This is a genomic window from Ampullimonas aquatilis (genome assembly GCF_049675895.1).
Taxonomy (GTDB): domain Bacteria; phylum Pseudomonadota; class Gammaproteobacteria; order Burkholderiales; family Burkholderiaceae_D; genus Ampullimonas; species Ampullimonas aquatilis.
In genome coordinates this window covers 3,465,830-3,489,936 of record NZ_CP183834.1, presented here as the reverse complement: position 1 = coordinate 3,489,936, position 24,107 = coordinate 3,465,830, and the positions used below count along the sequence as shown (strand labels likewise).

Genomic DNA, 24,107 nt, shown 5'->3' with positions numbered 1-24,107 from the left:
CTGTCAGGCAGTCACTCCATTACAATGCGCATTTCTCATCTGCACAATGCAACTGCATAAGTGCCATGCCACGTTATGACCACTTCTGATTTCAGCCAGTATCCACTTGCCAATGACCAATTCATGCGCGCTTTGTTGCGCCAGCCAACCGATTACACGCCAGTATGGCTGATGCGCCAGGCAGGGCGTTATCTGCCTGAATATTGTGCGACTCGAAAGCGCGCCGGTTCCTTTCTTGGATTGGCAAAAAATCCTGACTACGCAACCGAAGTCACTATCCAGCCATTGGATCGATACGAGCTGGATGCTGCAATCCTGTTTTCGGATATTTTGACTGTCCCGGATGCAATGGGTTTGGGGCTTTATTTCGCTGACGGCGAAGGCCCACGTTTCAAAAACCCGATACGGGATGAAGCGGCAGTCAATAGGTTGGCTCGCGCCGACATGTCGGAACTGCAATATGTTTTTGATGCCGTGACAAGTATTCGTCGGGCTCTGGTCAAGGATGGCCGTCAACGAGTGCCGCTTATTGGCTTTTCTGGCAGTCCCTGGACACTGGCGTGCTATATGGTCGAAGGTGGCGGCTCGGATGACTTTAGAACCGTCAAATCGATGCTGTATTCCCGTCCTGATCTGATGCACAAGATTTTGCAAGTTAATGCCGACTCTGTTGCAACCTATTTGAATGCCCAAATTGAGGCTGGCGCCCAGGCGGTGATGATTTTTGATACCTGGGGCGGTGTTTTGGCCGATGGCATTTATCAGCAGTTTTCATTAACTTACATGAAATTGGTACTCGATCAACTTAAACGAGAACACAATGGCCAGCGCGTACCGGCCATCGTTTTTACTAAAGGTGGGGGTTTGTGGCTAGAAGAAATTGCTGCCACGCGCTGTGATGGCGTAGGCTTGGATTGGACGGTTAATCTGGCAAAAGCCAGAGCCAGGATTGGCGAGCGTTGCACGCTTCAAGGTAATCTCGACCCCAATGTGCTATTTTCTTCAGAGCAAAGTATCCGGGCCGAAGTTGGCAAGGTTTTGGACAGTTTTGGTGCACCAATCAGTGCGGGCGGCAAGCATGGCGGCCATATCTTTAATCTGGGACACGGGATTTCTCAATTTACGCCACCCGAGTCGGTTTCTGTGCTGGTGGATGAGGTGCATGGGTATAGTAAAAAAATTCGGCAGGCTTGAGAAAGTCTGTTTAAAGGCTAGCCATGGCGGTGTTTTTATTTCCCAAACTGTAACAAGAAGTAACTTTGTACATAAGATGAGATTGAGCAAATTGCATTCGTCAAGATTTTAAATGAAGAAAATTGACAGATTTTTTCGATTCAAGGCCTTGACTTATGCACAAAATCCCAAAGACGTCATGCGTCGGACATGGATGTAACTAAAAAACGAGTAAATAGCGTAAGTTATTGTTTTATAGTAATAAATTTTTTTGCTCGGTGTTTGTGCATTTTGCTGAAAGCCACAGAAATCAAGGCTTGAGGGTGTTCAGGAGGTACTTTTTCACAAAGTTATCCACAAGATATGTGGACACAGAATCGTGAAGCGCAGAAAATTGAATCCTGTCAGATATTTACCTACACACTTAAAGTGATACATGAAGTTACGACTGTCGGATTTATTACATAAATGACAAGTTTTGCCGCAGTCGCACTCGACACCCCAGTATTTTCCCTGGTGGACTATGTGTATTTGCAAGACTTTGACTTGCATACTGGTGATTGGGTTGTTGTCGATTTTGGAACAACTCAAAAAGTTGGGATTGTCTGGCAATTACCCAGTACGCAGCCACCGATCGCGGTGGATAAAGTGCGGCCAATTGTGCGAAAACTGTTGGGTATCGCTCCGCTGAAAATGGATTGGCAATGGTTGATTGAGTTTGCCGCCAAATATTATCAGCGTGGGATTGGTGAGGTAGCGATCCCGGCAATTCCAGCGCATTTACGGCGCGTGCATGACAATGATGAGCGCACGCTTAAAAGAGTCGCGAAATTATTGCTGGTGCCCAAAACGTCGCTGGATGTCCCTGCGTTTGAACAGAATGAAGCGCCGGTAGCATCACATGCCCTGACACAAGAACAGATAAAGGCGGTAGAAGCCATTGCCAGCATCAGGCAATTTCAAACGTTTCTCTTGCAGGGCATTACGGGCAGTGGCAAAACTGAAGTCTATTGTGAGTCGATTGCACGGGTACTGGCGCAAGCTGATAGTTTGTTGAATACAGAAAATATATCGCCTTCAGCAACGGAAATTCATGCTCAGGCGCTGGTATTGGTGCCAGAAATCAATCTCACGCCGCAGCTGGAAGGTGTGTTTCGTAGTCGTTTTCCAAATAAGCGAATTGTCAGTCTGCATAGTGGGCTGGCTGAAGGTGAGCGGGCCCGCAGCTGGCTGGCTGCTCATACGGGCATGGCACAAATTGTATTGGGTACGCGTCTGGCGATCTTGGCGTCATTTGCCAATCTGCAAATGATTGTGGTCGATGAGGAACATGATCCATCCTACAAGCAGCAAGAAGGTTTGCGCTATTCAGCTCGCGACTTGGCGGTGTTTCGAGGCAAGCAGTTAAACGTCCCGGTGGTGCTGGGTTCGGCCACGCCATCGCTGGAAAGCTGGTATCGCGCCAAATCAGGTGATTATCAATTACTACAACTCACGCAGCGTCCTTTGCAGACGATTTTGCCGGTGATCCGCCTGGTTGATTCGGCGCGGCATCCTGCCGGGCAAAGTGGCTTGTCCGAGCCTTTGATAGCGGCCATTCGGGCGCGCCTCGCCAAGCAAGAGCAGGTACTCATCTTTTTGAATCGACGCGGCTATGCACCCGTGATGTCATGCGAGGCTTGCGGTTGGGTGGGTGGCTGCACGCGTTGCTCAGCGCATATGGTCTGGCACAAGCGTGAGCGGCTCTTGCGCTGTCATCACTGTGGACTGGAAGCACGTTTGCCACGCGCCTGTCCAACTTGCGGCAATCAAGATCTGCAATCCTTTGGACGCGGCACAGAACGCATTGAAGAAACGCTGGCTGAGTTGTTTGCGGGCGCGCGCATCGCCCGCATTGATGCCGATACCACGCGCAAAAAAGGCAGCGCGCAAATCCTGTTTGATTCGGTGCATGGTGGTGAAGTCGATATTTTGGTGGGCACACAAATGGTCGCCAAGGGACATGACTTTCGCAACATCACTCTGGTGGCGGCGTTAAATGTGGATAGTGCCTTATATGCGGCCGACTTTCGTGCCAGTGAGCGGCTCTTTGCCCAGCTCATGCAGGTGGCAGGGCGCGCGGGGCGGTCGGGCAAAGCCAGCGAGGTGTTGATTCAAACGCGCTATCCTGAGCATCCTTTGTTTGCATCGCTGGCCAAGCAAGACTACGCTGGCTACGCGCATATTCTGCTGGCAGAACGGCGCATTGCGCAAATGCCACCATATATTTACCAGACCATTTTGCGTGCTGAAGCCAAGACCGTCGAGGCCGCCCTGGCTTGGTTGCAAGCCGCCAAAGAAGTGGGTGAGGCATTGGCCGAACAACAGGGATTACCCGTCACTTTTTACGATGCGGTACCCATGACGCTGGTGCGACTGGCGCACATCGAGCGCGCCCAGTTATTGATTGAGTCAGCCAATCGAGCGGCGCTGCAAAAACTGTTACCCTTATGGCGTGCTGGGTTGGTGACGATGAAAGGGCGTATGAAGTGGCAGCTGGAAGTTGATCCATTGGGCATGTAAGGTCTTGATGTGGGAGCCAAAATGTTGAAAATTTCATTATTGATATGCTTGTGTATTTGCTCAACGGCGAATGCAAATCAGACCGAGTCATGGATGCAGCAAATACAGCGACTGGCAATTGGCACATCCATGGCGCTGAAAAGTCAGGTTTCCGGCGATTGGCAGCAGGCCTGTTTGCTGGAACCCAACGCCAATCAGGTGGGCCAACAGGATGTGAACGCGAGCGCGATCAATCAGCTATTGAAAGATCAGCAGCTGCAAGGTAATAGCAACTCTTTGACGATGGTGTTTTGGAAACCGGGACAGATTGCGATTCATCCCATTCCTCGTTTCGATAATATGTCGGCCGGACGATTACCAGCGCCACAACAAAATTGCGTGGCATTTGCCAAAGCCAGTGTAAGCAAAGAAAAAGGCATGGATGGCGTCAAACTGCTGTTATCGGCCGATTAAAATGCACGGGCGAATCGGCTTGAAATATCAATAAATGGCGGTACTGGATGCCAGTACCAATCAATTTAATCTCCTTAAGTGCGTTAAATAAGGTTAGTTAAAAATACAGTAAGGTAGTATGTCGCATGGTTTAAATGCCGCCCAGAACGAGGCGGTAAAATATTTAGATGGACCTTGTTTGGTGCTGGCCGGTGCAGGTAGCGGTAAGACGCGGGTGATCACGCAAAAAATTGCGCATCTGATTCTCAATATCGGTTTTGATCCACGTCATATTGCCGCGGTGACTTTTACCAACAAGGCTGCGCTCGAAATGCAGGAGCGTATCGGCAAGTTATTGGATGGCAAGGAGCATAAGGGCAAAGCGCGCAGTGGTCGTTACTTTGCCAAGCAGCTCACGGTTTGTACCTTTCATTCATTGGGCGTGCAAATACTGCGTAGTGAAGCCCAGCATGTTGGTTTGAAGCCGCGTTTTTCGATTCTGGATTCAGACGACTGTTATGCGCAAATTCAGGAACAATTGGCCACCACGGATAAAGCGCTGATCCGAAAAGTCCAGACGGCGATTTCGCTGTGGAAAAACGGCATGGTGACGCCGGAAGACGCGGTGTATGCCGCGACCAGCGAAGACGACATGATTGCCGCACGCGTTTATCGCAATTACGCCGCGACCCTGAACGCCTATCAGGCGGTGGATTTTGATGACCTGATTCGCGTGCCCGCGCAGCTCTTTGCGCGCAACGAAGAGGTGCGCGATCGCTGGCAGCGCAAACTGCGCTATTTACTCATCGATGAATATCAGGACACCAATGCCTGTCAGTACGAGCTGGTCAAACTCCTGGCAGGTTCTCGCGCGGCCTTTACTGCGGTGGGGGATGATGACCAGGCCATTTACGGCTGGCGTGGCGCCACCCTGGAAAACCTGTCGCAATTGCAAACCGATTTTGCGGCGCTCAAGGTCGTCAAGCTGGAGCAGAACTATCGATCTACCGTCAGGATCTTGCAGGCTGCCAACGCGGTGATTGCCAATAACCCCAAGCTCTTTGAAAAAACGTTGTGGTCTGATTTAGGTACGGGTGATGCGATTGACATCACCGGCATGAACGATGAAGAGCATGAAGCTGAATCGATTGCCTTCAAATTGTCAGCTCACAAGTTTGAACGCAAGGCCAAATTTAGTGACTACGCGATTCTTTATCGAGGCAATCATCAGGCGCGAATTTTTGAACAGATGCTCAGACGCGAGCGTATTCCCTATGTACTGTCCGGCGGCCAATCCTTTTTTGAACGCGCTGAAATCAAGGACATTTGTTCCTACTTGCGATTGATTGCCAATAGCGATGATGATCCGGCATTCATTCGTGCCATCACCACGCCCAAGCGCGGTATCGGTAATGCCACGCTCGAAACGCTCGGCCAGTTTGCCGGACAGGCCAAGGTCAGTCTGTTTGAAGCGGTGTTTATGGGGGGTATAGAAAGCCGTCTTGGTGCGCGTCAGGTCGAGCCATTGCGCGTGTTTTGCGAGTTTATCGTACGCATGACGGATCGTGCCGAAAAAGAGCCTGCCAGTGTCTTGCTCAATGAATTGATGAGCGCGATTGATTATGAAGTCTATCTCTACGATCACTTTGACGAACGCACGGCACAAGCCAAGTGGAAGAATGTGCAGGACTTTTTAATGTGGCTCAAACAGCGTGGCACGCAAGCGCATGAACCTGACGACGATGCCGAAGGTGCTGCCAATGACAACGATGAAGACGCACGCGATGATCGTGCTGCGCAGTCAATTGGACTGGACAGCGTCAAGCAGGCTACCGGTTTTGATAATGCCGATGGCCTGGCCAAGCAAGGTAAAAACCTGTTGGAGTTGATTCAAACGGTGGCGTTGATGAGCATGCTCGAAGGCAAGGAAGAAAATCCAGATGCGGTGCGCCTGTCCACGCTGCATGCCGCCAAGGGTCTGGAGTGGCCGCATGTCTTTTTGGTGGGTGTGGAAGAGGGTATCTTGCCGCACAAGGGCAGCGATGATGTGCCTGATGAAGCGCGGATTGAGGAAGAGCGTCGACTCATGTACGTGGGTATTACCCGCGCTCAGCGTAGTCTGCACATCAGCTGGTGTAAAAAGCGCAAACGCGCGCGCGAAGCGCAGGTCTGTGAGCCATCACGTTTTATTGCAGAAATGAAATTGGATGAAGATAAATTGCCTGAACCGGAAAGCAAGCCGATGGCGCCGGCGGAAAGATTATCCAGCCTCAAAGCCTTGCTGCAGAAAAAATCGGCTTGACGATCTGAATTTTCAATATTGAAAATATCAATAAAAAAACTCCGGCAATGCCGGAGTTGGAAGAGGAGACTACTCATGAACCGGCATGCATGTGGCGCATGCCTGGTAATACTGTCGCGCTAGCTTAAAACTTGTAGCTGGCACCCAAATAAACGACGGGATAGGTCTTGAAGATCTTCAGATCGTTGTTCAATTTGGTTTCTTCAGCAGCCAGGTTGGTTTGAATATTGGGTGCCGTGGCCAATTGTCCAACTGGGGTTAAGGTGGTTTGTGCCTTGCCAAACATCACGCCCAAACCAGAGCGAAAGCCCCAGCCTTTAGCTTGTGCGGCAGACAGGTTCCAGCCCAGGCCAATATAAGGTGCGGCCCCATCCATCAGTTTGATCTTGCCATCAATGCCGTCCGCTGTTGTTACAGGATAATTGACGCCATTAATGGTGTACACGCCATTGCTGGTTGGGCGTGCTTTCAGATTGACTTTGTTATCGCCAAACATCAGACCGGCATCAACGTGAAAACCGCTATTGAAGGGATGATATTCGGCTACCAGGGCAAAGGTACCCAACTTGATGTCGCCGTTATAGTTAATGCCATTGTGGTTATAGTCTTTGGAATAACTGAAGGTGTTGTAGCCCAAACGAATGTCCAGATTGCTGGTGGCTGCAACGGATGCGCCAATACCAAAGCCCAGTGACGATACTTCGGCGTAACCATTCACATCGGCGGCACAAGAGTTGGAGGACAGCACCGCACCGGTGGCCACCAAAGAAAGCGCAAGTAAAACTTGTTTCATGTAAGTCCTTAAAAAAATGATCGTTGTCAGGGGTGTTCTATATTTATTGGGGATGGCTTATGTGCGATCATCATTCAACACGGCTCTATTAAACCCGGTAACATAAAAACCGTTTGCCAAAAAAGCCATACTTGGTAAAGGGTTGCAAACCGTTACAAACCTATGACAAAAAGTAAGTGGGCACGTCGTTGCCACTTGCAAGAATTGTTCGCAGATCAAAAATCATCCCAACCCAGGTGGAGCAGGCGATGTCGTTAACCTTGATACAGCTTTCTGATTTGCACTTATTGCCACACGGTAAAGCTTTGTTTGGTAGTCAACCGGCGGCACGTCTTGATGCCGCGCTGGATTGCATTGCCAGGCAATTTGCCGATGCGAGCCTTTTGGTGTTGACCGGAGACCTGGTGGAAGACGAGTGGGCTGCCAGTTATCAAACCTTGCGGATCAGTCTGCAAAAACTCAATAAGCCTTATGTGCTGTTGCCGGGCAATCATGATGATCGAGCCTTAATGAAGCGCATCTTTCCCGAGCAGGTTTTTGATGCGAATGGCTTTATGCAGTCGTGGCGTGATGTTGATGTGGGCGGTAAAACGGTGCGCCTGATTTTTATGGATACACAACAAGCAGGCAAAGCCTATGGCGTGTATTGCGCTACTCGCGCGGCTTGGCTAGCGCAGGCCATGCTGAGTGCGCCTGGTCAGCAAGTGATGCTGTTCATGCACCATCCACCTTTGTCGGTCGGACTGGCCAGTATGGATACATTGTGCTTGCGCGATACAACGCATTTGCTGGCTGCGATTGGGGAGGCCAGGACGCAAGGCGTGACGGTGCGCCATATCTGCTTTGGTCACTTGCACCGCGTCATTGCGGGCGCTTGGCATGGTATGCCATTCTCATGTGTGCGCGGCACCAACCATCAAATTGCCTTGGATCTCAATCCAAATCAGGCGCATATCCCTGGCAGCCTTGAACAACCCATGTTGGCTGTGATACAGATGGATGTTGAATCCATTGTTGTGCACTTTCATGAGTTTTTACAGGCAGAATCTGGATTTGAAATTTAAATATTTTTACTCAAGGCAATAAGCTGAGCGAGCCTTGGCCCACCCATGCTTGATTAAGCTTTGACCGGGTCTTCCAGTACGGCCAGCGTTTTGACGCTGATATTGTTTTTAGTGGCATCGGTGTACGGGCAGACCTTGAAGGCGCGTTCCACCAACGAATCGGCGGTGGGTTGATCGACCCCAGTCATGATGGCCGTCAGTGACAGCGCCAGCCGGTATTGGCCCTCAAAAGTCACATACATGGAAATCTCGGCTTCCACAAAAACGCCTTTGAGTGGCAGTTTGTCGAGTCGCACAATGTGGCGGATGGAATTTTCAAAGCAGGCTGCATAGGCTGCCGCAAAAAGTTGCTCGGGGTTTGCGCCTTCTTTGGTACCGCCCATTTCTTTGGGCTGGGCCAGATTCAGTTTGAAAGTGCCATCGGCACTTTGTACTCGGCCATTACGGCCGCCCTGACTTAAGACAAGTGTTTTGTAGACGAGATCCATGGTGACCTTTCGAAGTGTTTGTCGCAAAGCCGACAATTGAGTCAGCGTCAGATCTATTCATACAAGCTCTATGCCTGATTCATTCAGTTTTGAGCAAGCCCAATTTGCTTGAGCAAGTTTTAGACTGACAAGAGCGCACCGGTGGCATCAAATTGCAGAATGGTAATGTCTTCATCTTCGTCGCACATATCAATTTCAGCGCGGCTCAGTTGCCCGTTGCCATGATAGTCGTAGCGATGAATCAGCTCAGCTTCACCATAGGTGCGCTTTTCCAGTAAGCGCAATTGAGCTTTGTCGTCGTAGCCGGCCCGAAAGTAGGTGTTGCGATTGTTAAGGCTGGCTGTATCAAGCTCATCGAGCAACTTAAGCGGTAATTTGACACCGCTATACGTGACAAAAAAGCGAAACTGTAACGAGGTTTCATCGGTCATGGATGTCATGGCGTCTCCTATGAATTGGTTGGGAGCACACAGCAAAAGCTGTTCCGTGATGATCATCAATGTGCGCAGACAAAGAAGAGCGTGTGCGTTGCGCTCTCTTAAAGAGCATTTTTTATGCTCAACTTGATGGAGTATGTTAAATAAATGATTGATGTAGTGCTATTTGTAAGGGTTATAAAAAATACACTTAGGTAGTATATTGATGCCATCGTGTGCGAGATTTCATCCGTTTAATCAATCGTATGGCTGAGATGGGGTCGAGTTCAACGTTTGGTAAGCCAGTGTGGTCTGGATGACGCTATCGTGTCGACGGCAATGGTGATGGTGTGGTCAAATAGCCCCTCATCAGTGCGGCCAAGCCGTTTTGGCAGGCATAGGGATGGAGGCAGTCTCTTTCAGGAGTCCGGTTTGAGTTTGATTCAATGGTCAGCAAGTTTGCTGATTGGTCTTTACCCAGTTTTATCAATTGTGTTGCACAACGCAGGGAATGCCTGCCTGTTTTTACTCTTGATGGTGGCCTTGTGCGCCTTGGCAACCCGCCAGCAACCCGAGTCTTTTGCCTTCAACACGTATGTGAAAGCCTACTGGCCATTGCTATTGGCGATGGCGTCCTTGTTGTTGTCGGTGCTGCTCAATCAAATGGCATCGGGCCATTTTGTGATCAAGTTTTATGATCGAGGGCTACGCCTGGCCTTGTTCATTCTGACATTTTGGGCCGTGCTGTTTGTACCGCTCAGACTACTGCGTTGGCTGCCCTGGTCGTTTGCCTTGGGCGTTGTTCTGGCATTGGCCAAGGCCTACTGGTTATCGCATGGTGGCGATGACCGTCCGAGCAATATCGGTTTTTTATCCACGATTGCTTATTCCAATCTTGCTTTTCTGATGGGTTGTCTGGTGCTCACCTCAATAACATGTCAAGCGAGGGGGCAGCCATGGCTTAGTCTTTTTAAGATGCTGATCGCGTTCATGGGTGTTTATGTCACGGTGATGGTCAAGACTCGTGGCAGTTGGCTCGCCATCCCATTTTTTTTGGTGTTTTTTCTTTTGGCTTCGGGCATGCGTAGTCGCGCCAAATGGCTAATCACTTTTTTAAGTATCCTCAGCTTGAGTGCTATATTTTTCTTGAGCGACAGTATTCAGAGTCGGCTAAATGAAAGCCGCTCCGATGTTGCTCAGTATTATCAGGGCCAAAAAGACACCTCAATTGGTATTCGTTTGCAGTTGTGGGAAGCTTCCTGGCGCTTGTTTAAAACGGCCCCCCTATTTGGGATCGGCCGGGAAAATTATCCACAGGCCGTGGCTACTTTGGCCGAGCAGCAGATCATCACACCAGTGGCCGCTGCTTATGCGCATTCGCATAATGAATTGCTTTTTAATATGGCCATCTCGGGTATTTGGGGGCTGCTTGCCAGCTTGGCGCTGTATCTGGTGCCTGGCTACTATTTTGGCCGAGAACTGCATCATCCCAACCGAGAGGTGCGTGGGGTGGCGCGGATGGGCATACTGGTTTGTTTGGGCTTTTGGGTGTTTGGTCTGACCGATCTGATGTTTTTTTGGCCAGTTCTCACGGCATTCTACTCAATGAGCTTAGCCGCTTTTCTGGCTTGGATCATCCAACTAAAACAAACCTTGCTGGTTGTATCCAAGCCTATATAAGGCTGTCAGGCAGTTGCGGAAAGCGTTTGCTGTGTCATCAATTCACGTTCATTTTGGGTATCAATCAGCCAACCCTGCACAATCTCGGCAACGTGCTGCGGTGTGATTTTGCGCATGCAATCGCAGCTTGATTCAGTGATTTGTTCGCAATTGGCACAACTATTTTCGCAACATAAAGTCCAGGTGCGCCGACCAACCGGTGCCCACCGACCAGGATGCATCGGGCGCGTAGGTGGAAATAATCCCAGCGTGCGCTGACCTATGGCGGCAGAAAGATGCAGTGGTCCGGTGCCGCTGGCAATCAGTCCATCAGCCTGGCCAATGAAAGACGTCAGTTCTGCCAAAGAAAATCGTCCGCAGACATTGGTCACATTACCTCGACGCAAGAGTGCCTGACCATGCTGCAATAACCATTCGCCCTCCTTGGCACTACCGGTCAACCAGAGATGAATATCCGGGTGGCTGCTTAGCATCTCGGCCAGCGTTGCATAGTATTCAATCGGCCATTCACGGCCATGTCCATTGGACTTGGCATGGAGGATCAAATTGAAAGCGTGCGTTCTAAATAACACCTCAAAATCGCGTATGGTCGGGATCTGAAAGTGATACAGCGATGGCATCTTGTCGAGCGATGGAATACTGCGTCGCCCATATGCCTGTAAAAACTCAAAGTTGAGCTGCGATTCATGCAAGTCAGACGTGCTTTTACTGAAACGAATTCGACGGTTGCAATAAATCAACTGATAAATTTTCTGTCGCGCATTACCAATCCGGTGCTTAACACCCGCTCGAAAAGCCGCCTGGATGATGTCATGATCCGGTTGCGCCATGATGACAGTATCAATACCCGACTGCTTGAAAAAACGCAGCAGATTGTCAGTCACCGACTCGACTTCAAAGACTTGATCCACATCCTTGCAAAAGCGGACAACGGATGCAGCATAAGCACGACATAAAAAGCTGATGCGCACACCAGGCAACATTTGTTTCAGGCGCGCAGCAATCGGAAAGGTCAGGACGACATCCCCAATATTGTCGGTGCGACAGATTAAGATGTGGGAGCTATGAATCGACATGTCTAACGGAGACTTGGCGCAAGAGTTGAATCATCTATTTAAATTGGCGTCAGACGCGCTAACAATTGGGTAATCAACAATTAAGTAAGTGAATTGATTCGTTGTAAAGCCACTATCTGACTACGACCGCATGAAGTTATAAACCTATGTGATTATTCACGATAACAAGTATGCCTTACGGTAACCTTGTTGTTTGAAATGCCAATCCACTAAATTGGATTGAGTGGTTTCCAAGTTAAAGCGATTGTAATTCAAAGTCGGGCAAGTTCGATCAACCGTGACGCGAGCCCAATTTTTCATGAATAGTAGACAGAATAAAAATAGACAGGATATTGGCAAGACCACAAAAAGCCACAGGCTTATATCTGATCCAAGACGAGAACGGGCAGCGGTTAACTTACTTTTCGCTGAGAAGCCGGTTCGATAAAGCTAGATTGAAAGTGGGAGCGACTTTTCAGTTTAGGGACATCAGGGCCAAGACGGGCAGCGACACCGGAGACCTTGGGCATTCTCAGAGGTTGCTAGGCCATAAAAATAGGGACATGACCGAACATTACATCAGGGCCAGGGTCGGGGAGCGGGTGAGGCCGCTTAAATAGGTCACGCTCCGCTTTCCCATTTTTTGTAGAAATGCGTGTTTTTTGTAGAAGAAATGAAAACGGCTCACCACGTGGTGAGCCGCATCAATACTGGTGGCCCGGGGCGGAATCGAACCACCGACACAAGGATTTTCAATCCTCTGCTCTACCGACTGAGCTACCAGGCCAAAGAAGTGAGATTATAGCTTGGTTTTATTGATTTACTCAAGCCCTGCGACGTTCTGACTTATTCAAGTCAATTCCAAGCTGTTTTAGCTTGCGGTAAAGGTGGGTTCTTTCCAGTCCGGTTTTTTCGGCAACACGGGTCATGCTACCGTTTTCCTGGCCGAGATGATATTCAAAATAGACTTTTTCAAAAGCGTCACGGGCATCACGTAAATACATATCCAGTGACACGGTGCCAAAGTAGGAAAGCTGCGCCATGAGCTTGATACTGGCTGCGGCGGCCTCGCCCTCCGGGTTGGCTTCGTGAATGGTTTGCGGTAGGCCATTTCCCAGTGTGGGATTGTGTGCGGGATGGTTGATGGGGCTGACTGGCGTGTGGCCGGGTTTAACCAGTGCCTGTTCAACTGTTTTTAAAAGCTTTTGTAGTGCGATTGGTTTTTCAAGAAAATTGAGCGCGCCGATGCGGGTAGCTTCAACCGCGGTATCAATCGTGCCATGTCCGGACATCATGACAACTGGCATGGTCAATAAGCCTTGGGACGCCCACTCCTTGAGCAGTGTGACACCATCCGTATCGGGCATCCAAATGTCGAGTAAAACCAGATCAGGTTCGGAGTGATTGCGATAATCACGCGCTTGCTGCGCGTTTTCGGCGAGTTCAACCTGATGGCCTTCGTCACCCAAAATTTCAGAGAGCAATTCTCTGATGCCCATTTCATCATCTACCACCAAGACTGTTGCCATTCTGTATACCTTTATTCCTACGCTGTACTTTTTTCGTTCGCTTTGGGCGAAGTCATCAAGTTCTCTTCATGAGGAGCGTGGTCAGTAAGTTTGGAAAACAGGATTACTACCTGTGCACCCTTTATTGTACTGTTAGTGCCAGCACTCTCGTCAGTGAGGTTGCTGATCGTGATTCTACCCTCGTGTTCATCAATGATTTTTTTGACGACAGCGAGTCCCAGACCTGTGCCCTTGGACTTGGTGGTGATGTACGGTTCGAAGACGCGAGCCAGCAGCGCCGGAGGAAATCCGGTGCCATTATCGGTAATGGTAATTTTGATAGTTTGTACCTTGTCTTGTGGGCCACGGCCGCCGCTGATGCTTTCCGTACGGATCAAAATTTGTGGTTTGGTTTGACTCGCTGCGGCATCCTGGGCATTTTGAATCAGGTTATGAATGACCTGGCGTAATTTGGAGGCGTCACCTTGCAGTCTTGGTAGATTGGGGGCGAGCGCAACCAGAATTTCTCCACGTTCCTCTTCAGCCGCATACAAATTGAGTACATCGGTAACCAGCTCATTGAGGTCCAGGGAGCTCATGACCGCTGGCGGCATTCGCGCATAATCACGAAAGGCGTCAACCATCTGCTTCATGGCCTGTACCTGATTGACAATGGTCTGCGTGCTGCGCTTGAGCATACCTGCATCTTTTTCATCGAGCTTGTCAGCCAGCTTCATAGCCAGCCGTTCGGCAGAGAGCTGGATTGGCGTTAACGGGTTTTTGATTTCGTGAGCCAGTCGACGTGCCACTTCACCCCAGGCAATTGAGCGTTGCGCCGATATAACGTCGCTAATGTCATCAAAAATGACGATATAGCCAGCACCTGCCTGTAAGGGCAAACGTGAGCCGCGCACGAGCAAGGTACTCGTGAGTGTTGCAGAGGCATTGTTATTGTCATCCTGATCAGGTTCAAGGCCTAGTTGGGAGATGGTCTCATGGCTATCAGGCAGGGCCAGTTCAATTTGCCTTTGCCAGGTGTGACCGCGCTCATCAAACGGTTGGCCGGTTTGGAAAATAGTGGTTTTGAGTGCTTTGTTAATGCGCGCATTTTGTTCCAAAAAGCCGCGCTCAATCTGTTCCGAAAAGACTGCAAAATCAGGATGTGAAGCGAGCGTACTACCAGTCAGATCACGCATGGCACAACGCAGAATGCGTTCTGCACCTTGGTTGGCCAGAGTGATGCGAAATTGCGCATCAAGTACCAGTACACCGGCTGATAAGTTGGCCAGAATGTTTTTCAGGTAAAGGTTGGTATCTTCCAAGGCAGCACCATGGCGCTGCACGTCTTCTCGCGCATCACTGAGTTGGCGCACCATCGCATTAAACGATTCGGTCAGTACGCCAAGCTCATCATTGGAGTTGTGATTGTTCAATGGTGAGAAGTCGCCACCTGCCACTGCCTTGGTGCCTTCTGCCAGCAAGAGCAGTGGACGGGCGAGTTGATTGCCTAGCAGTACGGCCAAAACCAGCGCAGAGAAAATGCCCAGACACAATGTCAAGGTGAGCGTGCCGATATACATCTTGCGCAAACCAATACGTGACAAGGATTTCTCCTGATATTCACGATAGGCATTCTGCACGGCCAGTGCATTGGCTGCCAAATTGGTTGGTACGGTTTGGGTCAACTGCAAATAAACCAGTTCGCCCATCAGTGAGCCAGCCAGATTTTTGGTGATGCCTTGCGACGTGCCAGGCTTGAGGCCTGAGCTGGTTGGGCTGTCCGGATTGTTGAGCAGGCTGCTGGTATTGACCGGCGGTGGACTGGACTCGTCGGAGCGATCATACAAGCTGCTGGCCAGATTGATGGGCACAATCACACGCAATAAAATTTGATTATTGATGGTGGCATTGGCTGGCGTATCGCTATCAAAATCAGCGCCTTCAATGCTGGTGTACATGCGAGTCAATTTGGCCTGGCGTAACACGCTGGTACTGGGCACGTTGGCCGCAATGGTGGCATTGTTGTTCAAGCTGGCGCTGGCTGTGGCAATCAGCCGGCCATTGCCACTGATCAGCGTAGCATCCTGTACACCAAACTGTTCGCGGACTCGATTCAGGTTGGGGGCCAAGCTGTCAACCTTGCTTTCAGTTAGCTGCAAAGACATATTGCCCGCCTTGGTCATCAACTCATTCATGAGCGAATCAAGTGAGACTCGGCCAAGATTTAAACCTGACTCCAGGGCGGTTTCTACTTTGACATCAAACCATGACTCGATACTGCGTGTCACAAATTGCAGTGACATGGAATAAAGAATCACGCCTGGCAAAACACCAACCAGGGCAAAGATGAAGGCGAGCTTGGCCAGTAAGCGCGTACCAAATCGGCCAGAGCGATAAAGTAAAAACAGACGGATGATCAGAAAGCCGACAATCAGGGTCAGCGCCGAACCAACCGTGATATTGAGCCGATATAACCAAGCGTAATTCTTGTCAAAGAAGTCTGAGTTGGCCGAAGCTTGGGCCAGCACAAAGAGCAAGGTGGCGGCCAATAAAAACACACAAACCACTAACGCTTTGATGAGGGCGCTGGTGGTGACACGGCGTGACCAGATTTCAAGTTGACGCGTGAGCCTAGAAGGTGGTTGTCCACTTTTTTTGGAAAAAACCCGTTGCAGGTTGACGGGATCGTGCTGTTTCATTTTTCTTCAGGCGCGCTGCCAGTAATGGCTGTAGCGCTTAAGGCTGGGTTAAAGCCAAAGCTCACCCATTCAGATGCCAGATTCCAGTCGCGGCTGTTGACAGCGTGAGCCTGAAAGGGTTTGGGTAGTTGCGATGTATCCAGGCGCATACGAATCGAAGCCTGATATTGTTGATCGGGTTTAACGGCGTTTCTTTCCATCACCTTGATATGGCGCAGCCGACGCAGTACCTGTATTGCTTCGGGCAGGCTGCTGAAGCGTTGCTGCAAACCGCCAGCAGAAAGACGATATTGTCGAGTGAGTGGCTGAAAAGACAATCGCCAAGTCTGGCTGACTGTGGCGGCACTTTCATCAAACCAGTACCAGCGTGGTCGCTTGAGTTCAAAGTCGAGCACAAAATACAGCGTCATACCTTTATTGATAGCGCCTTCCAGTTGACTATTGAGGTCAAAGTTGTAATCGGCATTGAGATACCAGCCATCTTCAGCCGCTTCGAGTTTGGCGTACGCCAGTTCCATGTTTTCTGCAAAACTGGTTGGGCTGAACAATGACAGCAATACCCCCAGCAAGGCGCTTAAAACGCGCCTGCCAAGTTGATATCGCAGCCATTCAATGTACATGATCAGGCGCGCTTTTCAAAGAGGGCATAAAAAAAGCCATCATGATCCTGAGGCAGCGGCAGGCTTTTCATGTTGGGTATCGGTGCCATGGTGACGCCCGGCAAAAGTTGCAACATGGGCGTGAGCAACTGTGCATCAGAATGACGTTTTAACCACTGCTGAGCTTGCAGGCTGGATTCTTCCGTGAAGATTGAGCAGGTAGCATACAGCAATTTACCACCAGGCTTGAGCAGAGGCCATAAGGTATCGCAAACATGGCTTTGCTGTCCGGCCAACTGACGGGCATCACCACGATGCCGCAACCAGCGAATATCCGGATGGCGGCGCACAATGCCCGATGCGGTACACGGTACATCAGCCAGGATGGCATCAAATTGCACGCCATCCCACCAGTGATTAGGCTTGTTGGCATCCCCTCCCAAAACCAGCGCTGCCAACTTGAGGCGCTGCAGATTCTCGGTGATGAGATCCAGTCGATCATGATCATATTCCAGTGCAAGCAGTTCGATATCGGCCATTTCGAGCAGATGACCGGTTTTGCCACCGGGTGCCGCACAAGCATCCAGCACGCGTTGACCGGCTTGCACGTTAAGCAATTGAGCAGCAAGTTGTGCCCCTGCATCTTGTACCGAAACCATACCTTCCTCAAAGCCAGGGATTTTGGCAACGGGGATCGGTTGGGTCAAACGAACTGCCGATAGGCCGATTTGTTCGGCGGCAATGCCTGCGCTGTTCAGCCTGTCCAGATATTGGGCGACGGTGGACTGACGTTGGTTGACGCGCAGTGTCAGTGGCGGCTTCTGATTGCCTGCCTGCAAGATGGTTTCCCATTGCTCAGGGTAGGTGTCACGCACGGTTTCAACCCACCAGGCCGGATAGTTCCAGCGTGCTTCAGGTAATGCCATGACCTTTGCTAACAGATTGGTTTGTTCACGCAAAAAATTGCGCAACACCGCATTGACCATGCCCTTGGCAGCCCGCAATTCTGGATGCGACTGAGCGGCTTCAACTGCCTGATCCACCACAGTAAAGCTGTCATAAGTCGGGCCATCCTCGACCGGCAGAAGCAGTGACAGGCTCACGCATAGTAGGCTATGCAACAGCGGGGGCCGAACCGGGCGGTGCGACAGCGCCTTGACCAGTGCATTGGTGGTGCCGTGCTGACGCATGGCATGATAGGCCAGATCTTGCATGGCGCCACGTTCTGGGCCGCTGTGCGTCAACCAGGCAATTGCGTCGGGCAAGGCCTGGCCTTGCAGCACTGCCGCGTGCGCTTCGGCAGCTTGCAACAGGCTATGAGAGAGATTGGGTGCAGTGGATGTCATTGGCAGCATTATCGCTTTGTCCGCTATTGAAGCTGAAAAAAAGCCCGCCAAACGGGGCGGGCTTGTTGTATTCAGGACAATTCAGCCAATTTACGAATCGTTCTGCCGGCCTTTGTCAGACCATTTGCATGAGGCGCGCAACCCGCTCTTCTGTGGCGGGATGGGTTGAAAACAGGTTTTTCAGACCACCGCCGTGCAGCGGATTCATGATCATCATTTGTGCTGTGGCTGGATTGGCTTCGGCAGTCGGCAAAGTAATGCCCTGGGCATAATGATGGATTTTCTGGAGTGCATTGGCCAATGATTTAGGATCACCCGAAATTTCGGCGCCACCGCGATCGGCTTCAAATTCACGCGCGCGTGAAATGGCCATCTGAATCAGGCTGGCGGCCAATGGAGCCAGCAGCGCCACCAGAATGCCCGCAATCGGATTGGCCGGACGCCCCTCTTCGTCGCGGCCGCCAAAAAACATGGCAAAGTTGGCCAGGGCCGAAATGGCACCGGCCATGGTGGCTGAAATCGTTGAAATCAAAATATCACGATGTTTGACATGGGCCAACTCATGCGCCATGACGCCACGCATTTCGCGCTCGGACAGCAATTGCAAAATGCCCGTGGTGGCTGCCACTGCGGCATGCTCAGGGTTACGACCGGTGGCAAAGGCGTTGGGTTGGGCTTCATTGATCAGATAAACGCGGGGCATGGGCAGGCCAGCGCGTTGTGATAATGCTTGTACCATGTTGTAAAACTGGGGCGCAGTGGTGGCGTCGACTTCTTGCGCGTTGTACATGCGCAGCACCATCTTGTCGGAAAACCAATACGCAAAAAAGTTGCTTACCAGGGCAAAACCCAGCGCCAGTAACATGCCGCTGCGACCACCCATCATCGCGCCAATCATCATGAACAGGGCGGTAATGGCCGCCATCAAAATCGCGGTCTTCAGGTAGTTGAACACGTGTTAACTCCAATTCTTGAGTCAAAGTTAAATGAGAAAAACACACACCATTGGAACACTCAGGTTAATGGAATGTAAACATTAGATGAGGGTGTTGGCAAAAAATTCAATGATTTGTGAGCATACTCAGTTAGTAACTCGGTTACTTAGTGACGCACTCAGGCAAACCGATCGCCCGGCGCAACGGCAAAGCCCTTGAGCAGTTCGGCCACGGCCAGGCGTTTGCCACCCGGTTTTTGCAGTTCTTGCAGACTGAGTGCGCCGGTGCCGCACGCCACGACGATGCCATTATTGTCGACTTGCAAGACTTCGCCCGGCTGACCTTGACCGCTGACAACTTGCGCGCGCCAGATTTTGATGGTCATGTCCTTGAACTGGCTGACCGTACCCGGTGCCGGATTCAGTGCGCGGATTTTTCGCTCCAGCTGGCTGGCGGGCAATTGCCAGTCGATTGCGGCTTCATCTTTACTGATTTTGGTGGCATAGCATGTGCCTTCGGCGGGCTGGGGCGTGGCAGTGAGTTTGCCTTCTTCAAGTTGTTGAAGGGCTGCAACGATGGCTTGTCCGCCCAGCTCGGCCAGTTTGTCGTGCAGACTGGCCGTGGTGTCTTCCGGGCTAATTGGCAGTCGGTGAGTCAGCAGCATGGGGCCGGTATCGAGGCCTTCATCCATTTGCATGATGGTGATGCCGGTTTCACTATCCCCCGCTTCAATGACGCGATGAATTGGCGCGGCACCGCGCCAGCGTGGCAGCAGACTGGCGTGGATGTTGATGCATCCCAGGCGGGGTAAATCCAGCACCCAGCGCGGCAGGATCAGGCCGTAAGCGGCGACTACCATGACATCAAATTCAATGCTCTCCAAAAACTCTTTGGCGTGACGGGCTTCATTGGGATATTTCCCATTCAGGCGCAGGCTGGTGGGTTGGGCAACCGGCAGCAGATGTTCCAGTGCGACCAGTTTGACCGGGCCTGACTGCAACTGCATCCCACGCCCGGAAGGACGGTCAGGCTGACACATCACCAGCGGCACTTCAAAGCCGGCAGCGAGCAGGGCGCGCAATGCAACGGCGGCAAATTCGGGCGTACCTGCAAACACGATTTTCACAATACTATCCTAGTGTATTTAAAATTAAATAATGAAAACGCACTTGAGCGGTTAATTATTCAATATACTCCATTAAAAAATGACTGAATGGAGCGGGTGGCGTACGATTGGCACGCGGTTGGCAAATAAGCGCTGGCGAATTTGCTCAGTCGCGTTCGCGTGCCGCCTTGAGCATTTTGGCCTTGATGCGATTGCGTTTGAGTGGCGATAAATACTGAACGAAGACGCGGCCTTTGAGGTGATCGATTTCGTGTTGCAAACAAACCGATAGCAAACCGTCGGCTTCGACCGTAAAGGTGTCGCCCTGTTGGTTTTGGGCGCGCACGGTGACACGATCCGGCCGTTCGACTTCATCGTAAATGGTTGGCACGGACAGGCAGCCTTCTTCCCAGACTTTTTGTTCGATGCTGCTTTTGATGATTTCCGGATTGATGAAAACCTGTAATTGATCGTGGGTTTCTGACACATCAATCACAATGATCTGCTCGTGGATATCAACCTGGGTGGCCGCCAGGCCAACGCCGGGTGCCTCATACATGGTGTCGGCCATGTCTTTGACGATCTGGCGGATGCGCTCATCCACCTTGGCTACCGGTTTGGCAACCTTGTTCAGACGGGGGTCGGGATAACGCAAAATGGGTAGTAAGGCCATACAAAAACTTTCACAATGATGGTGCCATTTTAACTTTCTCTGAAAACCTCCACAAAAAAAGGCAAAAATCCAAAAAATTGGCACACCAGAAAATACAATCCGTTATCTTTAACAAGTTAAAACAGTCAATATTGATAGCGCATGCTTTAAGATGATGTCGCTTTGGCAAAATACAACCAACCGAGGGTAAAGCCACGTCAACCGGCCTGGCTCAATAAGGACCATTCCTGATGAAAATTCATAACAAGCATCATAAGAATATTGGTTTCAAGCTCATCACCAGCCTTTTGCTGGCAAGTCTTGGCAATCTCGCCCAGGCAGATCCCAACTACCCGATCACCGGGCAGCAGCGTGCGACAGCCGATGCGGTGGCCCAGGCGGGCGTGCCATTATCTGCGCTGGCCGCCAATGCCCCCGATTCTTATGCTGTGGTGCCAGGTGATACGCTCTGGCATATTTCCAGCCTGTTTTTGACTGACCCATGGCGTTGGCCCGAATTGTGGGGTATGAATCGTGATCAAATCCGTAATCCCCATCTGATTTATCCGGGCCAGATTCTCTATCTGGATAAATCCAATGGGCAGGCGCGTTTGCGTGTTGGTAAAGGTTTTGGCAGTCCCGGCGGCACGGTGAAGTTGTCGCCAACAATTCGTATTGATTCGATCGAAAAGGCGGCCATTCCTAGCATTCCGGCTCATTTAATTGAACCGTTTCTGTCCGAGCCCTTGATCGTTGAGCCAGCACAACTTGAGAAAATGCCGCGCATCGTGGCTTTAACCGAGGGGCGTGTGTATTTGGGCAAGGGTGATAAAGGATACATCCGCGGCGAACTTGATCCAAGCACGGAGGAATATCAAATTTTCCGTCCTGCGACACCGCTGCGCGATCCAGATACCAAGGCCATTATTGCTTATGAAGCGGTCTTTTTGGGTACGGCACGCGTAACGCGCGATGCCAAGGGTGACAATGGTGCCGCGACCATTGTGGCCACTTCCAGCAAAATGGAAATGGGTATTGGTGACCGGCTGATTCCTGGCCGCAAGCGCGATTTATTGACTTACGCTCCCTCAGCGCCGATAAAAGAAATTGAAGGCCGCGTCGTCTCCATTTACGGTGGTGGCGTGGCAGAAGCCGGCCAAAACATGGTGGTGACGATTAACCGTGGTCGGGCACAGGGGGTTGAATTGGGTAACGTCGTTGCGCTGCATCGTTTTGGCAAAACCATTGTGGATCGGACTGAAACGGTGCGCGAGAAAAAGATGGTCAGATTGCCTGACGAGCGTTACGGTTTGCTATTCATTTTCCGTACTTTTGAAAACCTCTCCTATGGCTTGGTCATGAATGTTTCCGAGCCAGTTCAAGTAGGCGACAAAATAACCCAGCCCTGATCATTGGGGTATAGTCATCCGGATCGCCGCGTGGGTCCGGATGCGAGGCTATGCATGAAAAATCTGACAGAAATACAACGCGAAGAAATTAGTAGCTGGATACGACTGATGGCTGTGCCAGGGGTGGGCTCTGAAACCGCTCGTCGGCTGCTGGCGGCTCTGGGTGTGCCACAACTGATTTTTTCCAGTGGCTATGAAAAACTGGCTCGCCTTGTTACCGACAAATTGGCGCGCGCTATTTTGCAGGAACCTAGCGCCGAATTGCAGGCACAGATTGAAACCACGTTGCAGTGGTGCTGCGAGCCAGATAATTATTTCTTGTCTTTGGCCGATGAAGAATATCCCCGTGCCTTGCTCGATATTTCCGACCCACCCCCGGTACTTTACGTCAAAGGCCGCCTGGAGCTGTTGTCACGACCGGCGTTAGCCGTGGTCGGCAGCCGCAATCCCACTACCCAGGGGGAAACCAATGCCGAGCAATTTGCCAAGGCACTGGCTGCCAAAGGGTTGACCATTGTGTCGGGCTTGGCACTGGGCATCGATACTTCGGCACACTTGGGTGCGCTGATCGCAGGTAAAAATGGTGCGTCGACCATTGCGGTGATGGCAACCGGGCTCGATATGGTTTACCCGGCGCGCAATCGTACTTTGGCACATCGCATTTCCCGCGAAGGTGTTCTGGTCTCCGAACAGCCTTTGGGTATGAAGGCGATTGCGCATAATTTTCCACGGCGCAACCGGATTATTTCAGGACTGGCACAAGGTGTTTTGGTGGTGGAGGGTGCGCTGCAATCAGGCTCGTTGATTACGGCGCGTGAAGCCGCAGAACAGGGGCGCGATGTGTTTGCGATTCCGGGCTCAATTCACTCACCGCTATCCAAGGGTTGTCACCGGCTGATTAAAGAGGGGGCCAAACTGGTGGAGTCAGCCGATGATGTGCTCAGTGAATTGCACATTGACGTGCGTGCCTCAATGAGTAAGGAGTCTGTCAAAGACAAAGCGGTGCGCCGTAAAGCCGCTGAACCTGATGAGGCGATCGCTCAAACCACGTCAATCACAGATGGAGCACTACCGGTTGATCATACCGAGCCAGAAAAGGTGACTGTTGCACCGAGTCATCCTGGCGTGGTTCAGCAGGCTTCTTCATTGCTTGATATCATGGGCTATGATCCAATCTCACCCGAGCAGTTGGCGCAGCGCAGCGGTCATGGCGTAGCGGTGATCCAGGCGGGTCTGCTGGAGCTGGAAATGTTTGGTCAGGTTGAAAGATTGGCTGGTGGCTTGTATCAGCGGCTCAATTCAGGTTAAATGAAGCGGTACTGTGGAGGCGCTATGTTCGATATTCTGGTTTATCTTTTTGAAAATTATTATCGTCCCGACGCCTGCCCCGATAGTGATGTGCTGGTCAAAAAGCTGGCTGCTGTCGGATTTGACAACGACGATATCTTTGATGCCCTGTCCTGGTTGCGTGATCTGAACGAGGCGCGGGCCTCTGCTCCCACATTGTCTTCGCCCACGCTCGATACTTCCATCCGGATATACAGCGCTCAAGAGTATGAGCAGTTGGGTACCGAGGCCATCGGTTTTCTGACTTTCCTTGATTCTGGCAAACTGCTCAATCCCAGTCAGCGTGAATTTGTGATTGATCGTGCGCTGGCGCTGGGCGAGTCCCCCATGCCGCTCGACAAGCTCAAAGTGATTGTGCTCATGGTGCTCTGGAGCCAGGGTGAGGAACCCGATATGCTGATCTTTGACGAACTGCTCGACGATGAGGAAGACGGCGAGCGTACCTGCCACTAGGTTGTCGTTAAGTTGCCACTAAGCGCTAAAAATCGCGTCAATATCTGGCGCGAGTCTCGACTAATTGGCATTACAGCCCGCCATTCCGA

20 protein-coding genes and 1 tRNA gene are annotated in these 24,107 nt (G+C 51.1%); 9 read left to right on the top strand and 12 right to left on the bottom strand.

Annotated elements, in window-relative coordinates:
- Window positions 1-75: 75 nt before the first annotated feature.
- The 4 genes from hemE (at window position 76) to ACMYR3_RS16260 (ending at window position 6,469) form a co-directional block, all read left to right on the top strand.
- On the top strand, window positions 76-1,194 hold the full coding sequence (gene hemE / locus ACMYR3_RS16275) for a uroporphyrinogen decarboxylase (RefSeq protein ID WP_424193130.1): 1,119 nt from the start codon (window positions 76-78) through the stop codon (window positions 1,192-1,194).
- A gap of 447 nt (window positions 1,195-1,641) precedes the next feature.
- Window positions 1,642-3,735, top strand: a complete 2,094-nt coding sequence (locus ACMYR3_RS16270; protein WP_424193128.1) for a primosomal protein N' — start codon at window positions 1,642-1,644, stop codon at window positions 3,733-3,735.
- Window positions 3,736-3,828: 93 nt separating this feature from the next.
- The gene (locus ACMYR3_RS16265) at window positions 3,829-4,188 is read left to right on the top strand and encodes a hypothetical protein (RefSeq protein WP_424193126.1); all 360 of its coding nucleotides are present in this window, start codon (window positions 3,829-3,831) and stop codon (window positions 4,186-4,188) included.
- Between the two features lie 118 nt (window positions 4,189-4,306).
- Window positions 4,307-6,469, top strand: a complete 2,163-nt coding sequence (locus ACMYR3_RS16260; RefSeq protein WP_424193124.1) for a UvrD-helicase domain-containing protein — start codon at window positions 4,307-4,309, stop codon at window positions 6,467-6,469.
- 124 nt (window positions 6,470-6,593) lie between these two features.
- Here ACMYR3_RS16260 and ACMYR3_RS16255 read toward each other — a convergent pair whose 3' ends face one another.
- Window positions 6,594-7,262, bottom strand: a complete 669-nt coding sequence (locus tag ACMYR3_RS16255) for a hypothetical protein (protein ID WP_424193123.1) — start codon at window positions 7,260-7,262, stop codon at window positions 6,594-6,596.
- 248 nt (window positions 7,263-7,510) lie between these two features.
- Between ACMYR3_RS16255 and ACMYR3_RS16250 the strand changes: the two genes are divergently transcribed.
- Window positions 7,511-8,326: a phosphodiesterase gene (locus ACMYR3_RS16250; RefSeq protein ID WP_424193121.1), complete on the top strand. Its 816-nt coding sequence runs from the start codon at window positions 7,511-7,513 to the stop codon at window positions 8,324-8,326.
- Between the two features lie 53 nt (window positions 8,327-8,379).
- On the opposite strand, the gene ACMYR3_RS16245 is transcribed toward ACMYR3_RS16250, so the two are convergent.
- Both ACMYR3_RS16245 and ACMYR3_RS16240 read right to left on the bottom strand, forming a co-directional pair.
- Entirely contained in the window at window positions 8,380-8,814 is a 435-nt protein-coding gene (locus ACMYR3_RS16245; RefSeq protein WP_424193119.1) for an Ohr family peroxiredoxin, read from the bottom strand.
- 119 nt (window positions 8,815-8,933) lie between these two features.
- A complete protein-coding gene (locus tag ACMYR3_RS16240) occupies window positions 8,934-9,254 on the bottom strand; it encodes a DUF6156 family protein (protein ID WP_424193117.1) in 321 nt (106 codons plus the stop codon).
- A 408-nt stretch (window positions 9,255-9,662) separates the two neighbouring features.
- Here ACMYR3_RS16240 and ACMYR3_RS16235 point away from each other — a divergent pair, with 408 nt between their 5' ends.
- Window positions 9,663-10,910 (top strand): O-antigen ligase family protein, encoded by a 1,248-nt coding sequence (locus ACMYR3_RS16235; protein ID WP_424193115.1) that lies wholly within the window; start codon window positions 9,663-9,665, stop codon window positions 10,908-10,910.
- Between the two features lie 5 nt (window positions 10,911-10,915).
- On the opposite strand, the gene ACMYR3_RS16230 is transcribed toward ACMYR3_RS16235, so the two are convergent.
- From ACMYR3_RS16230 to def, 9 genes are all read right to left on the bottom strand, one after another.
- The gene (locus ACMYR3_RS16230; RefSeq protein WP_424193114.1) at window positions 10,916-11,986 is read right to left on the bottom strand and encodes a glycosyltransferase family 9 protein; all 1,071 of its coding nucleotides are present in this window, start codon (window positions 11,984-11,986) and stop codon (window positions 10,916-10,918) included.
- Between the two features lie 690 nt (window positions 11,987-12,676).
- Window positions 12,677-12,752: transfer RNA gene (locus tag ACMYR3_RS16225), tRNA-Phe, on the bottom strand.
- A gap of 37 nt (window positions 12,753-12,789) precedes the next feature.
- Complete coding sequence (locus ACMYR3_RS16220) at window positions 12,790-13,494, bottom strand: response regulator (RefSeq protein WP_424193112.1); 705 nt, start codon at window positions 13,492-13,494, stop codon at window positions 12,790-12,792.
- A 17-nt stretch (window positions 13,495-13,511) separates the two neighbouring features.
- Entirely contained in the window at window positions 13,512-16,172 is a 2,661-nt protein-coding gene (locus ACMYR3_RS16215; RefSeq protein WP_424193111.1) for an ATP-binding protein, read from the bottom strand.
- Window positions 16,169-16,792 carry a DUF4390 domain-containing protein gene (locus tag ACMYR3_RS16210; protein ID WP_424193109.1) on the bottom strand — a complete coding sequence of 208 codons (624 nt, stop codon included), beginning with the start codon at window positions 16,790-16,792 and terminating at the stop codon, window positions 16,169-16,171. Before ACMYR3_RS16210 ends, ACMYR3_RS16215 begins: the two co-directional genes overlap by 4 nt.
- 2 nt (window positions 16,793-16,794) lie before the next feature.
- On the bottom strand, window positions 16,795-18,117 hold the full coding sequence (rsmB, locus tag ACMYR3_RS16205; RefSeq protein ID WP_424193107.1) for a 16S rRNA (cytosine(967)-C(5))-methyltransferase RsmB: 1,323 nt from the start codon (window positions 18,115-18,117) through the stop codon (window positions 16,795-16,797).
- Between the two features lie 115 nt (window positions 18,118-18,232).
- The gene (gene htpX / locus ACMYR3_RS16200; protein ID WP_424193105.1) at window positions 18,233-19,072 is read right to left on the bottom strand and encodes a zinc metalloprotease HtpX; all 840 of its coding nucleotides are present in this window, start codon (window positions 19,070-19,072) and stop codon (window positions 18,233-18,235) included.
- Window positions 19,073-19,230: 158 nt separating this feature from the next.
- Window positions 19,231-20,178 carry a methionyl-tRNA formyltransferase gene (fmt, locus tag ACMYR3_RS16195; RefSeq protein ID WP_424193103.1) on the bottom strand — a complete coding sequence of 316 codons (948 nt, stop codon included), beginning with the start codon at window positions 20,176-20,178 and terminating at the stop codon, window positions 19,231-19,233.
- Between the two features lie 145 nt (window positions 20,179-20,323).
- A complete protein-coding gene (def, locus tag ACMYR3_RS16190; RefSeq protein ID WP_424193101.1) occupies window positions 20,324-20,830 on the bottom strand; it encodes a peptide deformylase in 507 nt (168 codons plus the stop codon).
- Between the two features lie 230 nt (window positions 20,831-21,060).
- Between def and ACMYR3_RS16185 the strand changes: the two genes are divergently transcribed.
- The 3 genes from ACMYR3_RS16185 to ACMYR3_RS16175 are packed head-to-tail and all read left to right on the top strand — an operon-like array spanning window position 21,061 to window position 24,018.
- Window positions 21,061-22,218, top strand: a complete 1,158-nt coding sequence (locus ACMYR3_RS16185; protein ID WP_424193099.1) for a LysM peptidoglycan-binding domain-containing protein — start codon at window positions 21,061-21,063, stop codon at window positions 22,216-22,218.
- A gap of 54 nt (window positions 22,219-22,272) precedes the next feature.
- Complete coding sequence (dprA, locus tag ACMYR3_RS16180; protein WP_424193097.1) at window positions 22,273-23,526, top strand: DNA-processing protein DprA; 1,254 nt, start codon at window positions 22,273-22,275, stop codon at window positions 23,524-23,526.
- 24 nt (window positions 23,527-23,550) lie between these two features.
- Window positions 23,551-24,018 carry a DUF494 family protein gene (locus ACMYR3_RS16175; protein WP_424193095.1) on the top strand — a complete coding sequence of 156 codons (468 nt, stop codon included), beginning with the start codon at window positions 23,551-23,553 and terminating at the stop codon, window positions 24,016-24,018.
- Window positions 24,019-24,107 lie beyond the last annotated feature (89 nt).